Raw genomic sequence first — 13,150 nt, forward strand, 5'->3', positions numbered from 1 at the left:
CCCCACGGCGCGCCCCAGTGCGGCCTAGCCGCCAGAGAGGAGCAGCGCATGTCGCTTCGAGATCAACTGAAAGATGATGTCTCGGCCGCAATGCGGTCGGGCGAGACGCTGCGCCGCGACACCCTTCGCATGGCCCTCTCGTCGCTCGCCCTTGTTGAGAAGGAGCTGAAGCGCGACGCCACCGACGACGAGGTGCTCGGCGTCATCGTGAAGGCGGTCAAGACGCGCAAGGAGTCTGTCGACGCCTACACCGCCGCGAATCGCCCCGACCTCGCCGATGCCGAAACCGCCGAGATCACGATCCTCTCCACCTATATGCCTGAGCAGTTGAGCGATGCTGATGTCGACGCACTCGTTGCCGAGGCGATGAGCGCCACCGGCGCCGCCTCATCGAAAGAGATGGGGAAGGTCATGGGCTGGCTCGGACCGAAGACCAAGGGCCGCGTCGATGGAAAGGTCCTCTCGGGGAAGGTCACCGCGGCGCTCGCCGCTCGCGGATGAGTCGCAGCTCCGGGCCCCGCGCGCGCATCGTGCGCCGCAGGCGTGGCGGCATCACCGTCACCGCTACCGAACTTCGTGCCCTCGTTGAGCGCGCCCTGCGCCTCTCTGGTGCACCGAAGAGCGGCGAGGCGGTCGTCACCCTGGTCGACGACAGGGAGATCACGGCACTCAACGAGTCGCAGATGAAGAAGCGCGGCGCGACCGATGTGTTGAGCTTCCCGCTCCTGGAGCCGACCGCGTATCCGGCGCGACCCGGCACCGCACGACGCGCCGCGCACAAGGTTGCTGCGCCGATCGTCACTGGTGAAACACTCCCACTCGGCGACATCGTCATCAGCATTGATCGCGCCATTGCGCAGGCGCGCGAAGGACACGGCGGCCCCGATGGTGGGACGAGCCACGCGCCAGCCGACGAGCTGCGACTCCTCGCCGTGCATGGGGCGCTGCATCTCTGTGGGTGGGATCACCGCACACCCGCAGGCCGCACGGCGATGTGGGCGGAGCAAGAGCGCATCCTACGTGCCCATACGCGCGCGATGAGGGCGAGCGCATGAGTGAGGATCGTCGCCTCGTCGTTGGCCTCGGCAACCCGGGTGACAAGTACCGCTACACGCGGCACAACATTGCCTGGGTCGTGCTGGATGCCTTTGCCGATCGCGTGAGCTGGCGTGGTGGCGGGAAGCGTCGCGATGCGGCGATGGTGCACTCCGGTCGCGTGCTGGGCCTCGACCTGGTGATGGCGAAGCCCGACACCTTCATGAACGAATCTGGCATTGCGGTGCGCAAGCTGCTCGCCGCTGAGCGCGTGCCACTGACGGCGCTGCTCGTGGTTGTTGACGATTTTAGCCTGCCGTTCGGCACGCTCCGGTTCCGCGAGGGGGGGAGTGCTGGCGGCCATAACGGCCTCACCTCGATTACCGACGAGCTCGGCACCGACAAGTACCCGCGCCTGCGCGTTGGCATTGGCGATCCGCGCGAGTCGGGAACAGCGCATCAACATGTGCTCGGTGAGTTCACCGCCGCTGAGCGACTACGCCTCCCTGAGGTTGAGGTCGCAGCGGGCGAGGCGATCGAACTCTGGGCGCGCAGCGGACTGAACAAGGCGGCGACCGCATTCAACGGATGGGCACTCCCCGAGCCCGAGGCTGGCAGCGCCGCCGATCCGGCCAACCTGCCGAAGGCGGGTGAGATTGACGGTCCAGCCGGCGCCGACGGGATTCGCAAGACGGCGCACGGCTGGCGAAAGTTGCTCGGTCGCGACAAGGCCGATCGCGAAGGGTGAATCGCCACACGCCGTCACTCGCACCACTCCTCGACACGCTGCGCGCCGCAGCACCGCTCACGGCACTCACCAAGCAACTAACGAAGAGCGACGCATCGCTCATCCACGTTCCCCATGCCGCAAAGGCGCAGCTCGGCGCGGCGCTCGCCGCTGATCGGCGCATCGTTTGGGTTGCGCGCGACCCCGAGGTCGCCGAACGCGTCGCTGATGCGCTGCGCTCCTGGTTCCACGATCCAGCATCCGTTGTTCTACTTGAGCCGCGCAGTGCGCTCCCCTACGAGCGCGGCGAACTGGTCATTGATGAGTCAGCCGGCCGCGTGGCGACACTCGCCGCGTGGCATGAGGGGAGTCCGCGCATCCTGGTGACCTCGCTGCTCGCGGTGGCACAGCCGACGATCTCGCTCGCCGACCTGCGCGCCGAGACCCTGCTGTTGCGCGCGGGCGATCGCATCACCCTCGACGCGGTCACGTCGCGCGCCATTGCCCTCGGCTACGAGGCCGTCCCTCTCGTTGGTGGCCGCGGCGAGATTGCGCGACGCGGGGGAATCGTCGACCTCTTCCCCGCAGGCGAGACCTCCCCGCTCCGCATTGAGTGGTTTGGCGATGAGATTGAGAGCATTCGACGGATCGACCCAGCCGACCAGCGCAGTCGTGAGGCGGTGCCACTCGTGCAGCTGCTGCCAGCGAGCGAGTTCCCCCTCGATGCGGCGCGCGTCGCCGCCGCCCGAGCAACCGCCCAAGGGATCGTGCGCGGCGGAGGCGAAACCGAACTGCCGCCGCGACTCGCCGAGGATCTCGCGCGTTGGGAGGCGGGGATTGCCGTGCGCAACCAGGCGGAGCGGGGTGATGGGCTGGAGCTCTGGTCGGTGCTGCTCACCGCCGAACGAGCCTACGACCAGGTGGGCGATGCGCTGGTGGTGCTCGATGAGCCGGGCGAGCTGCGCCAAGCCGCCGATGCACTCTCGCGTCAGACCGAAGAGCGTGCCGATGTGCTGCGCACGACACGCCTGCTGCCGACCGGCTGGCCGTCGCCGATCCCAGATGGCGACGCACTCATAGCCACACTCGCCACAACTGGCCGCCAGCGACTCGCGCTGACTTGGAGCTCTGATGCAACAACGCTGATCCGCGCGGAAGCCGACGACTCATTCGGCTGGCACGACCCTGTAGTGCCGAGCGGGCGATCGCGCGCGCTCACTGAGGGCCTTGAAACGTGGCGCCGCGACAAGGCGCGGGTGCTCATCGTTTCGGAGCAGGCGGCGCGCATTGCGGAGCTGATCACCGAGGGTGGCGAGCGCGCGGTGGTGAGCGAGAGATTGATCAGCAACCCGAAGCCTGGCTCGCTGACGATTCTGACGGGCGGCCTCGACGGCGGATTCCAGGGCGGCATCGATGGGCTGACGGTGATCACCGATCGCGAGCTCTTCGGTGCGACGCGCGTTCGTCGACCGGCGGTGCATCGTCGCGGAATCACGCGCGAGGCGGCGGAGCGCCTCACCCCGGGCGACTACCTGGTGCACGTGGATCACGGTGTTGGTCGCTTCGTGGGCATGCTGCGCCGCGGCGGCGATGGTGATCAGCGCGATTACCTGGAGATTGCGTATGGCGGCACTGACACGGTCTTCACTCCAGTCGAGCAGTTAGCGCGCATCGCGCGCTACACCGGCTCAGAGCATCCGCAACTCAGTCGACTCGGCGGCGGCGAGTGGCGTCGCGCCAAAGAGCGCGCCAAGAAGGCGGCCGACGATCTCGCCGACGAGTTACTACGCATCTACGCCGCGCGCGAATTGGCGCATCGCCCAGCGATCACACCGGGGAGTCCGTGGCTCTCCGAGTTTGAGGCGGCCTTCCCGTATCGCGAAACGCCAGACCAGCTCACTGCGATTGAAGCAACGAAGGGTGACCTGAGCCGGCCGCGCCCGATGGATCGCGTGATCGTGGGCGACGTTGGCTACGGGAAGACCGAGGTGGCGCTGCGCGCCGCCTTCGCCGTGCTTGAGGCGGGGCGCCAGGTCGCCGTGCTGGTGCCCACCACCGTGCTCGCCCTGCAGCACATCGAGACCTTCCGTCGCCGCCTCGCGGCGTATCCGTTCCGCCTCGAACTCCTCTCCCGGAGCGTTCCCACGGCGCGACAGGCCGAGATCGTCGCCAAGATCGCCACCGGCGAGGTCGACCTGGTCGTCGCCACCCACCGACTCCTTTCGAAGGATGTCGTCTTCAAGCACCTCGGCCTCCTCGTCGTTGATGAGGAGCATCGCTTCGGCGTTGCCGCCAAGGAGCGCATGAAGTCGCTCCGCGCCGAACTCGACGTGATGACCCTCACCGCGACGCCGATCCCGCGCACCCTCAACCTCGCCCTCTCGGGGATTCGCGACCTCTCCACCATTGAGACCCCACCAGAGGATCGCCACCCTGTGGCGACGCGCGTCACTGAGGCGAGTCTCGAACTGGTGCGTGACGCACTGTTGCGCGAGCTGGAGCGCGGCGGTCAGTCGTACTACGTGCATAACCGCGTTGAATCTATTGAGGCGGCGGCGGAGCAGATTCGCCGACTCGTTCCCGATGCGCGCGTGGTGGTGGGGCATGGGCAGATGGAGGAGCGCGCACTGGAGCGCGTGATGGGTGAGTTCGTGCGCGGCGAGGCGCAGATCCTCGTCTGCACCACCATCATCGAATCGGGTCTCGACATCCCGAACGCGAACACGATCATCATTGACCGTGCCGATCGCCTCGGCCTCGCCCAGCTCTATCAGTTGCGCGGCCGTGTTGGCCGCAGCAGTCGTCGGGCCTGGTGCTATCTCCTCTATCGGCGCGAAGAGGCGCTCACCGATGATGCGCGCAAGCGTCTCAAGGCGATCTTCGACGCATCGCACCTCGGTGCCGGATTCCAGTTGGCGCTCGCGGATCTTGAGATTCGTGGGGCGGGCGACCTGCTCGGCGGCGAACAGTCGGGGCACATTGCGGCGGTCGGCTTCGATCTCTATTCACAGCTCCTCGCCGATGCGGTAGAGATTCGTCGCGCCAGCCGCGAGGGTCGAGAGCCGGCGCGTCGCCGCACTGCGGCGCTTATTGATCTTCCAGTCTCCGCGCACTTTGCTGAGAGCTATGTGGCCGACGAGGGGCAGCGACTCGATCTCTACCGTCGCCTCGGCATCGCCGACTCCGATGCCACGATCAACGCCATCGCCGAAGAGCTGCGCGACCGCTTCGGCGCGCCGCCCGCGGAGGCAGAGCGACTCTTGGAGGTGGCGCGGCTCCGCGCCGGCGCCAGCGAGGCGGGGCTCGCCTCACTCCTCATTGAGGAGGGTCGCCTGATCGTGCGCCTCGGCGAGTTGCAGCCTGGCCTTGCCGCTCGGGCTCTGGTGGCGAACCCCACTCCAGAGCTGAGCATGAGCGGCAGTCAGATCCGCAGTCGGGAGCGGGTGACGGGTGGGGAGGCGTGGCGTCTCGCCGCACGACTCGTGCAGGGGATCGTGGCTGAGGTACGCCGCTGGGAGGCGACGAACGCGGCAGGCGCGCCGCTCGCGTAAACTTCCGCGGTGACTCCTGAACAGCTCTCCTCGAAGATTCGAACGATCCCCGACTTTCCGAAGAAGGGGATTGTCTTTCGCGATATCACCACCCTCCTGCAGGATGGTGAGGCCTTCGCCGCCGCCCTCGAGGCGATGACCGCACCGATCCATGCGCTGAAGCCCGACGTGATCATCGGCATCGAATCACGCGGCTTCATCTTTGGGGCGCCGATCGCCGCCACCCTCGGCGTCGGCTTTGTGCCCGTGCGCAAACTCGGCAAGCTCCCCGCCGAAACCATCTCGGTGGAGTACGACCTTGAGTACGGCAAGAACGTTCTCGAGATCCATCGCGATGCGCTCCAGAAGGGTGCGCGCGTCGTGATTGTTGACGACGTCCTCGCCACAGGCGGAACCGTTGCCGGCACCGTGAAACTTGTCGAACAGCTCGGCGCAACGGTCGTCGGCATCAGCTTCTTGGCAGAGCTCCCCGTCCTTGGTGGTCGCAAGCGACTCCCAGACGGCATCGTCTCGGCGATCATCGCCTTCTAGTCGCCGCTATGGCGAAGCGCCCCGCAAGCGATCGCAGATCCTTCCTTCGCAGCATCGCCAACGATGGTGCCGCCACCGCCGGATCACTCTTCGGCGCTCTCGGCGCCCTGCGCGGTCAGGCCCAGTCCATCGGTGCCGACCTGGCTACACCCGCGCGTGAACCTGGCGCCGAGCCAACACGCCGACGCGCCGCGGAGACGCATCTCGACATGCCAGGCGATGCGGGGCTAATCAAGGCGGGCGCCGCCGCCCCCGAGCCAGCCTTCGCCTCACCGATTCGTGACGAAGAGGGCGCCGTGATCGTGCTCGATGTTCGTGCCCTCCCAGCGGTGATCGCCGAGCGCCGCGCGACGAGCGCGAGCAGCATCGCCGCACTCCTGACCGTTGACGCCATCGCCCCCGGTCCGATCCGTGGCCTCGCCGCCGCCTTCGCCCTCGCCCTCGCCAGTGTCGGTTCGGCCGGTGGGCGCGTTGCGCGCCTCCACGCCGCCTCCGCTGCGCTGCGCAATGCCGCACCACTCGCCGGCTCACTCCACGCTGAACTCGATGCACTCCTCCCCGTTGCGTTGGGGGGCGAGAGCCTCGATGCCGCGATCGCCGCGCGCGCGGCAACGCAGCTCGGTCAGCGCGCCGCGTACGGCAAGCGCATCGCCGCAACGCTAAAGAGCGCAGGCCTTGCTCGCGACGCGATCATCGCCAGTGGACCTGGACTCGGCGCCACCGCGTGGGGCGACCTCGCCCCACTACATGAGGCGCTGCGCCACCTTGCTGTGCGCACGATCACGATCGCTGCTGGGCCCACGGTCGATGTGCGCGGCGCAGCACGACTTGGTGCCATCGATGCCGCCGACGCGGTGCGTGCCGGCCTCGCCCCACGACTCCTTGAAGACGGCCAACTCGCCAGTGAGATCGCGAACGCGGATGGCCCCATCGGCGCGCTGATCCTTGGCAGTGATTCGATCAACCGTGCCGGCTACGCCGTGGTGCCAGCGGGTGGCGTCGGCCTCGCCGCCGCCGCACTCTTCTCTGGGGTACCCGTCTACCTGGTTGCCGGATCTGCAGCGACCGATCTCACCGGCGCCGAACTCACCAAGCGCGTTGTGGCGGTCAACAGCGCGGCGGCGCAACGCGGTGCGCCATTCGCCGCGCGTGGCGTAACGAGTGGCGTGCAGATTGCCGTACCGCGCGTTGAGTTGCTGGCACTTGACGGCATCACGCTGATCGACTGATGAGCACCACGCCGATAGAGGTTTCGGCAACGCGCGATCGTGAACTGGTGCGATCGCTCATCACCGGCGACCGCTGGATCACCGCACACGCCCTGGCCGATCTTGATGATGGTGAGTTTCCGCGCACGCGCTGTTTCGTTGCGCGCCGCGGCGCAACGCCGATCGCACTCGGCATGGAGTACTCGGGGTGGGCGCCGCAGCCGCTGCATCTGTACGGTGAGCCAGAGGGGATCGCCACCATCTTGCAGCACGGGATTCGCCCACGCGCCGCCTGGGTGCCAACGCCGATCGGGGGGAACCCAGTCCTCGATCTGACCTACGAGACGGAAAAGATCAACCCGATGCTGCGCATGGGCCTGACGCGCGCCGAATTCGTGCCGTACACGGGCCCCGCCGCAGCGCTGGTCGTGCCGCTCATCCCCTCCGATGCGCAAGCGCTGAATCACCTCTACCAGTTGGGCTTCGCCGCATGGCTGCCACCACTCGCCGTCGCCGAGGGGGTCTATCGCGGCATTCACCGCAACGGCAAGTTGGTTGCCGCAGCTGGAACACATGTGGTCGGTCGACGTGAGCGCATCGCCGTCGTCGGCAACGTGCTGACGGCATCTAGTGCGCGCGGCAACGGCTACGCCCATGCAAACACCTCAGCGGTGACCGATGCCCTGCTCGGCTTCTGTGATGAGGTGGTGCTGAATGTGCAGCGCGACAATGCTGTCGCCATTGCCGTCTATACCTCGCTCGGCTATAGCGTGAAGACTGAATTCGAGGAGCGGCTCGTGATCCGCCGCAGTGGCATCTCGGTGCCGCGCATGCTCCGGCGCCTCTTCGGGCGCTGAGCACGAAGCGACCGTTTCTTGACCTACCTCCGAGCCCGCCCGCTAGCCCGCACGCTACGATGCCGCAGATGAGTAGTCGACCCTACGCGGTCGTTCTTGCCGGTGGCGGCGGAACCCGCCTCTGGCCCCTAAGTAGCCCCCATCGGCCGAAGCCGTTCCTGCCGCTCCTGCATGGGCGCAGCCCACTCGCCGTGACCCTGGAGCGACTCGCGCCGCTGGTCCCCATTGATGACACCTACATCGTGGTGGCGGCGAACCAGGTGCAGCTCGTGCGCGAGTGCGCGCCACAGATCGCCGCCGATCACATCCTTGCCGAACCGGTCAGCCGCAATACGGGGGCGGCGGTCGCACTTGCCGTGACAGCGATCGATCGCGCCGACGATGCGGTGATGCTGGTGATCCCCGCCGACCATGCGGTGCGCGATGACAATGCCTGGCGCGTCGCACTTGCCGCCGCAGCCGATCACGCCGGACACGAGGCCAACGCCCTCTACACACTCGGTGTTGTGCCGACTCGTCCAGAGACAGGATTTGGTTACATCGTCGCCGATGGGGAGCGGGTCACACGATTTACCGAGAAGCCACAACGCGACGAGGCCGAACGACTGATCGCCGCGGGCGCCCGATGGAACGCGGGAACCTTCGCCTGGCGACGCGACAGCGCTCGCGCCGCGCTCCAACGCTTTGCACCAACGCTGATCAACGGCATCGGCGAGTACAGCACGGTGCCAGCAGGACCAATTGACACGTTCGTGATGGAACCCGCTGCGGCGGCCGGACTGGTGCGCACCCTGCCGCTCGATTGCGGCTGGAGCGACATCGGCTCATGGGGTGAGCTGCGCGCACATCTGCTGCCACGCACCTCAATGGAAGAGATCCGCATGGAGGCGCCAGGGGGGCGTACCATTGTGATCAGCAACGAGCATGGGGTGATCGCCCTGCAGCCGAACGGCGCAGCGACGATGGACCTAGAGCAGATGAGCGGCAGCGATCTGCGCGCCGCATCTGAGAGGGAGTAGGGATGGGCGCCGGCGAACCGACAAAGATCCTCTTCGGCACCGATGGTTGGCGCGCCAAGATTGGCGACGAGTTCACCTTTGAGAACGTCCGGCGACTCGCCGAGGGCGTCGCCCGCGTCGTAGAAGAGGATGGTGCCACCGCCAAGAGCGTCGTCATCGCCTACGATCGCCGCTTCGGCTCGGAAGAGTTCGCGATCGCCGCCGCCGAAATCCTGCTCGCCCACGGCATCCCCGTTGCCTACTCACGCACCGACGTGCCCACGCAGATGGCCTCGTACGAGGTGGTGATGCGCGGTGCGGCGATGGGCATCGTCATCACCGCCAGCCACAACCCGTGGATGGATAACGGCTTCAAGGTGAAGTCGCCGACCGGCGCCGCCGCAGGGCCCGATCTACTGAAGCGCATCGAGGCGCATGTGGCGAGCACCCGTGGCCCTGAACTTGTTGGTCGACCCTTCGCCGACGCCGAGGCGGCGGGGATGGTCGAACGCTACGACCCGTACCCGGGCTACAAGAAGTTCGTTGAGCGCAACCTCGACCTGAAGGCGATCGCCGCCCAGAAGATGCGCATCCTGGTCGACCCGGTGTACGGCGCGGGCGCCGGCTGGATTGGTCGCCTCCTTGCGGGCGGCAACATCGTGGTCGACGAGATGCGCAGCGAGCGCAACCCCTGGTTTTGCGGCGTGAACCCTGAGCCGATTCGACCGCACATCGACCCGGTGCTCGCACGCATGGCGGGCGGCGGCTACGACATGGGGATGCTCCTCGACGGCGATGCTGATCGTGCTGGCGCCGTAGATGAGCGTGGCGTCTTCCTGCATCAGCTGCAGGTCTTCGGACTGCTGGCGTACTACATGCTTGAACACAAGAAAGATCTCAGCCCGATCGTGAAGACGGTCAACGAGAGCTCCATGGGGGAGCGACTCGGCGAGCGCTACAAGGTCACCGTTCACGAGACGCCAGTCGGCTTTAAGTACGTTGGCCCAAAGATGATCGAGACGGGCGCCTCGATGGGTGGCGAAGAGTCGGGCGGCTACGGCTTCAAGATGCACCTTCCTGAGCGCGACGGCATCTTCGCCGACCTGCTCCTGCTCGACCTGCTGATTCGCGAGCGCGCCCTCGGGCGCCCAACGATGAGCTCGGTCATGGAGCACGTTGCCTCCATCGCCGGCGCCTCGTACTACCTGCGCATCGACGTGCATATTGATCGCGCCGCCTACCCAGCGGTGAAGGAGCGTCTCGCCACCGAACTCGTTGGCAGCCCACCGAGCAGCATCGGCAGCCACGCGGTGCGCGCCGTGCCACTCACCACCAACGACGGCGTGAAGTTCTTCACCGACGACGGCAGCTGGCTGCTCGTACGCTTCAGCGGCACCGAGCCGCTCGTGCGCGTCTACGCCGAGGCGACCTCTGCAGAGCTGCGCGACGAACTCCTGGTGATCGGCGAGCGACTCGCGCGCGGCTAACGCCCCACCGCTACGGCGCCCCATCCCACCCGAGCAGCACAAGGCTTCCCGCATCTAACTGCAGCTCGAACGCCGCGCCATCACGCAGCTCTCCGCGAAGGCACCAGGCGAGGCGGCGTGGTGTGCGCTGACCTGATGCTTCACTCGTTCCATCGGTAGGGAGCACCCAGGCGAGCTCGGGGCTCCCGTCAATGAGCGCACCGCTCGGCAGGAGCGCCACTGCCGCACGCAGTACGGCATCACCGCGGGCGATACGTGCTGGAGGCGCGGCAAGGGGATACTCCTCAATGGCGAGCCCAACGAGCTCGCCAACACCGTTCAGCACCACGCGCGTGCCGTCGCCCGGCACGGGCACGCCGCGCACCTCCCGAGTCCAAATCACCAGCGTGCGCCTGGCGGCACTCTGCACCACTGGGCCACCCTCTGGCATCTCAAGCCCCAGCCGCACCAAGTGACGTAGCGCTCGTGCGATCGCCGCACTCTCACTGAGAGCACCGCCCTCCAGCGCCACGCCACTTGTGGCAATCAAGCGCAACGATCCATCGAGCGCACTCTCAACACGTAACACCTCAACGCCGCTTACACCGAGAAGAACCTGACGAACGCGCTGCTCGCCACTCTCACTGCGGACCACGGTGAACGGTCGGGTGACAAGCCCCCGCAACTCCAGCGGCGAAAGAAGTTGTGCGGCGATGGTCGTAATGGGCCGCATGTTGAGTCCAGCCCCCTCAGCCAGGGGCGCACGACTCGGTGCGATCGCTGTACCTGGCGCACCGCAGGCGGCAACGAGTCCAACGAGCAGTGAGAGCGCCCAGCGGACCTTATACATAGCGTTGCCCTCCAATGTCGGGGAGATCGGCTGACGGCGCGTGTGGCAGATGCCCGTAGCCACCCCACCACTCGGGGGTGAGGTGCTCCGGGTCGTAGGCACTAAGAAGTGCGCGATCGAACGCAGCCCCAGCCGTCGCACCATCGAGTAGCCCGCGCCAGAAGGCGCGTTCAAAACGTAGGGCCGCACCCTGCCACGCCGTGCCGATGTAGCTCACGTAAAAACTGTCGGGCTCTCCAGAGCCTTGCACCTTGCGTTGCGCAATACCGAATGCGCCAGGAAGGCGCGAGGCCCGTTCGCCGTTATGGCAACTCGAGATGTAGACGAGCGAGGCAGCGGGTGTGCCACGGCGCATCACCGCGATCTCGGATGGCAAGACGATCGGCGCGCCGAGGCAGAGCCCACTGTCGGCGCGGAAGCCACCGACACGACTGCTGGACTTTGAATCCCAATAGAGATCGCCGTGGCTATGCACATAGAAGGCGGCCGATGATGCGCCCACAACCATGGCGCGGCGCGTGAAGGTTGGCCCCACGGCACCACCTACCTCCCAGCCGAGCGCCGCGAGTGCGGTACGCGCCTGTCGGGCCAGCTGATCGGGGAGGGTGTTCGCGGTGCCGGTGCACGCTTCGGCGAAGGCGGTGCGATTGGCGAAGACTGTGGCGCTCTCGGCTGGCGGCGCGAGGGTGATTGCTGCGGCGAGGAGAACTGCTCCGACCATGCTCCCTCCAGATTCCGAGCGGGGGCGAGGGCAGAGGAGCACTCTCGCACGGTGCGCGTATCGGCCGCGTTTGCAGGGTCAATACGTTGGTGATAAAGTCCCCGCAGCAACGCCGCGTGGACGCGAAGCTGGTGAGATTCCAGCACTGTCCCGCAACGGTTATTGGGAGTGGCTCCCATAAGTCCGGTCGCCGGACACGCGGCATTAAAAAGCTTAGGCCCTCGAGGCAAGGGAGGAAGCATGACTGCTTTCGTACGCTCGCACCAGTTTTCGTTCGCCACACTGCTGCTCGTTGCAGCACTCGTCTCCGGCGCATGTGGCGGAAATGCCACCAACTCACTGCCGTCAGTGAGCCCCACACCAATCGTGGAGGCCGATTACCCTCGCACCGTCATCGACGATGCAGGCGTTTCGGTAAAGATCGCAGCGAAGCCGCAGCGCATCGTCGCACTCACCCCAGCAAGCGTTGAGGCGCTCGCTCAATTTGGGCTTGGCCAGAGCGTCGTCGGTGTCGCAGCGTGTAGCTGCCTCCCCATCGCGTTCACGGCAACACCGCAGGTCGCCGACTACACCGGCACCAACGTTGAGGCGATCATTTCCCTCAACCCTGACCTTGTGTTTGTCGGTGGTTCGGGCTTCACCCCCGACGATGCGATTACGCTGCTGAAGGCGGCGAACATTACACTCGTGACGCTGGACCCAAAGAGCATTAGTGGCGTCTACACAACCCTGCAGCTGATCGGCGATGCAGCGGGCGCAAGCGTTGCCGCGGCTGAAGCGATCACGATCGCAAAGTCCGATATCGCTGTGCTCACCGCCCTCGTGCAGGACCAGCCGATGGTCAGCGTCTTCTATGAGATTGATGCGACCGGCGCGATCTACGGCCTCGCCCCCGATGACTATGCCGCCGAGCTCGTGGCGTTGGCCCGAGGCGACCTGGTGAGCAGCGGTGTGAACGGCGTCTACGAGATCTCGCTTGAGGCCCTCGTAACCGCCGCCCCCGCCGTGATCCTGCTCGGTGATGCCGCCTACGGCGTCACCGCTGAGGCGGTAGCGGCGCGACCAGGGTGGGGAACCATTCCCGCCGTGGTGAACGGCGCACTACGACCGATTGATGGCGACCTCGTCTCCATCCCTGGGCCGCGTATCGCCGAGGCGTTCCGCGCCATCGTGGCGCAGCTACATCCGATGATCCTTCCATAGCCA

General features: G+C 66.6%; 12 protein-coding genes and 1 riboswitch. Of the genes, 10 read left to right on the plus strand and 2 right to left on the minus strand.

Going from position 1 to position 13,150, the window contains the following annotated elements:
• Positions 1–48 precede the first annotated feature (48 nt).
• From AC3LB0_RS03055 to AC3LB0_RS03095, 9 genes are all read left to right on the plus strand, one after another.
• A complete protein-coding gene (locus AC3LB0_RS03055; protein WP_488649689.1) occupies positions 49–501 on the plus strand; it encodes a GatB/YqeY domain-containing protein in 453 nt (150 codons plus the stop codon).
• The gene (gene ybeY, locus AC3LB0_RS03060; RefSeq protein ID WP_488649690.1) at positions 498–1,055 is read left to right on the plus strand and encodes an rRNA maturation RNase YbeY; all 558 of its coding nucleotides are present in this window, start codon (positions 498–500) and stop codon (positions 1,053–1,055) included. Before AC3LB0_RS03055 ends, ybeY begins: the two co-directional genes overlap by 4 nt.
• Positions 1,052–1,783 (plus strand): aminoacyl-tRNA hydrolase, encoded by a 732-nt coding sequence (pth, locus tag AC3LB0_RS03065; RefSeq protein WP_488649691.1) that lies wholly within the window; start codon positions 1,052–1,054, stop codon positions 1,781–1,783. The genes ybeY and pth overlap by 4 nt, the downstream gene beginning before the upstream one ends.
• The gene (gene mfd, locus AC3LB0_RS03070) at positions 1,780–5,313 is read left to right on the plus strand and encodes a transcription-repair coupling factor (RefSeq protein ID WP_488649692.1); all 3,534 of its coding nucleotides are present in this window, start codon (positions 1,780–1,782) and stop codon (positions 5,311–5,313) included. The genes pth and mfd overlap by 4 nt, the downstream gene beginning before the upstream one ends.
• A 9-nt stretch (positions 5,314–5,322) precedes the next feature.
• The gene (locus AC3LB0_RS03075) at positions 5,323–5,844 is read left to right on the plus strand and encodes an adenine phosphoribosyltransferase (protein ID WP_488649693.1); all 522 of its coding nucleotides are present in this window, start codon (positions 5,323–5,325) and stop codon (positions 5,842–5,844) included.
• An 8-nt stretch (positions 5,845–5,852) separates the two neighbouring features.
• Positions 5,853–7,073 carry a hypothetical protein gene (locus AC3LB0_RS03080; protein WP_488649694.1) on the plus strand — a complete coding sequence of 407 codons (1,221 nt, stop codon included), beginning with the start codon at positions 5,853–5,855 and terminating at the stop codon, positions 7,071–7,073.
• Positions 7,073–7,909 (plus strand): GNAT family N-acetyltransferase, encoded by an 837-nt coding sequence (locus tag AC3LB0_RS03085; RefSeq protein WP_488649695.1) that lies wholly within the window; start codon positions 7,073–7,075, stop codon positions 7,907–7,909. Before AC3LB0_RS03080 ends, AC3LB0_RS03085 begins: the two co-directional genes overlap by 1 nt.
• 68 nt (positions 7,910–7,977) lie before the next feature.
• Entirely contained in the window at positions 7,978–8,928 is a 951-nt protein-coding gene (locus tag AC3LB0_RS03090) for a sugar phosphate nucleotidyltransferase (protein ID WP_488649696.1), read from the plus strand.
• A 2-nt stretch (positions 8,929–8,930) separates the two neighbouring features.
• Complete coding sequence (locus AC3LB0_RS03095) at positions 8,931–10,394, plus strand: phosphohexomutase domain-containing protein (protein WP_488649697.1); 1,464 nt, start codon at positions 8,931–8,933, stop codon at positions 10,392–10,394.
• 10 nt (positions 10,395–10,404) lie between these two features.
• Here the strand turns inward: AC3LB0_RS03095 and AC3LB0_RS03100 are convergent, their stop codons facing one another.
• Together AC3LB0_RS03100 and AC3LB0_RS03105 are read right to left on the minus strand one after the other, a co-directional pair.
• Positions 10,405–11,223 carry a hypothetical protein gene (locus AC3LB0_RS03100; protein ID WP_488649698.1) on the minus strand — a complete coding sequence of 273 codons (819 nt, stop codon included), beginning with the start codon at positions 11,221–11,223 and terminating at the stop codon, positions 10,405–10,407.
• Positions 11,216–11,944, minus strand: a complete 729-nt coding sequence (locus AC3LB0_RS03105; RefSeq protein WP_488649699.1) for a hypothetical protein — start codon at positions 11,942–11,944, stop codon at positions 11,216–11,218. The genes AC3LB0_RS03100 and AC3LB0_RS03105 overlap by 8 nt, the downstream gene beginning before the upstream one ends.
• A 97-nt stretch (positions 11,945–12,041) precedes the next feature.
• Positions 12,042–12,188, plus strand: a riboswitch (adenosylcobalamin (AdoCbl) riboswitch).
• Between AC3LB0_RS03105 and AC3LB0_RS03110 the strand changes: the two genes are divergently transcribed.
• A complete protein-coding gene (locus AC3LB0_RS03110; RefSeq protein WP_488649700.1) occupies positions 12,185–13,147 on the plus strand; it encodes an ABC transporter substrate-binding protein in 963 nt (320 codons plus the stop codon). (Overlaps the previous riboswitch by 4 nt.)
• Positions 13,148–13,150: the final 3 nt, after the last annotated feature.

Source organism: Candidatus Limnocylindrus sp. (assembly GCF_040397235.1).
GTDB lineage: Bacteria > Chloroflexota > Limnocylindria > Limnocylindrales > Limnocylindraceae > Limnocylindrus.

What these genes read in the sequence shown, in the direction of transcription:
- AC3LB0_RS03055 (WP_488649689.1), top strand. Translation starts at nt 49, where the DNA reads ATGTCGCTTCGAGATCAACTGAAAGATGATGTCTCGGCCGCAATGCGG.
- ybeY (WP_488649690.1), top strand. Translation starts at nt 498, where the DNA reads ATGAGTCGCAGCTCCGGGCCCCGCGCGCGCATCGTGCGCCGCAGGCGT.
- pth (WP_488649691.1), top strand. Translation starts at nt 1,052, where the DNA reads ATGAGTGAGGATCGTCGCCTCGTCGTTGGCCTCGGCAACCCGGGTGAC.
- AC3LB0_RS03080 (WP_488649694.1), top strand. Translation starts at nt 5,853, where the DNA reads ATGGCGAAGCGCCCCGCAAGCGATCGCAGATCCTTCCTTCGCAGCATC.
- AC3LB0_RS03085 (WP_488649695.1), top strand. Translation starts at nt 7,073, where the DNA reads ATGAGCACCACGCCGATAGAGGTTTCGGCAACGCGCGATCGTGAACTG.
- AC3LB0_RS03090 (WP_488649696.1), top strand. Translation starts at nt 7,978, where the DNA reads ATGAGTAGTCGACCCTACGCGGTCGTTCTTGCCGGTGGCGGCGGAACC.
- AC3LB0_RS03095 (WP_488649697.1), top strand. Translation starts at nt 8,931, where the DNA reads ATGGGCGCCGGCGAACCGACAAAGATCCTCTTCGGCACCGATGGTTGG.
- AC3LB0_RS03100 (WP_488649698.1), bottom strand. Translation starts at nt 11,223, where the DNA reads ATGTATAAGGTCCGCTGGGCGCTCTCACTGCTCGTTGGACTCGTTGCC.
- AC3LB0_RS03105 (WP_488649699.1), bottom strand. Translation starts at nt 11,944, where the DNA reads ATGGTCGGAGCAGTTCTCCTCGCCGCAGCAATCACCCTCGCGCCGCCA.
- AC3LB0_RS03110 (WP_488649700.1), top strand. Translation starts at nt 12,185, where the DNA reads ATGACTGCTTTCGTACGCTCGCACCAGTTTTCGTTCGCCACACTGCTG.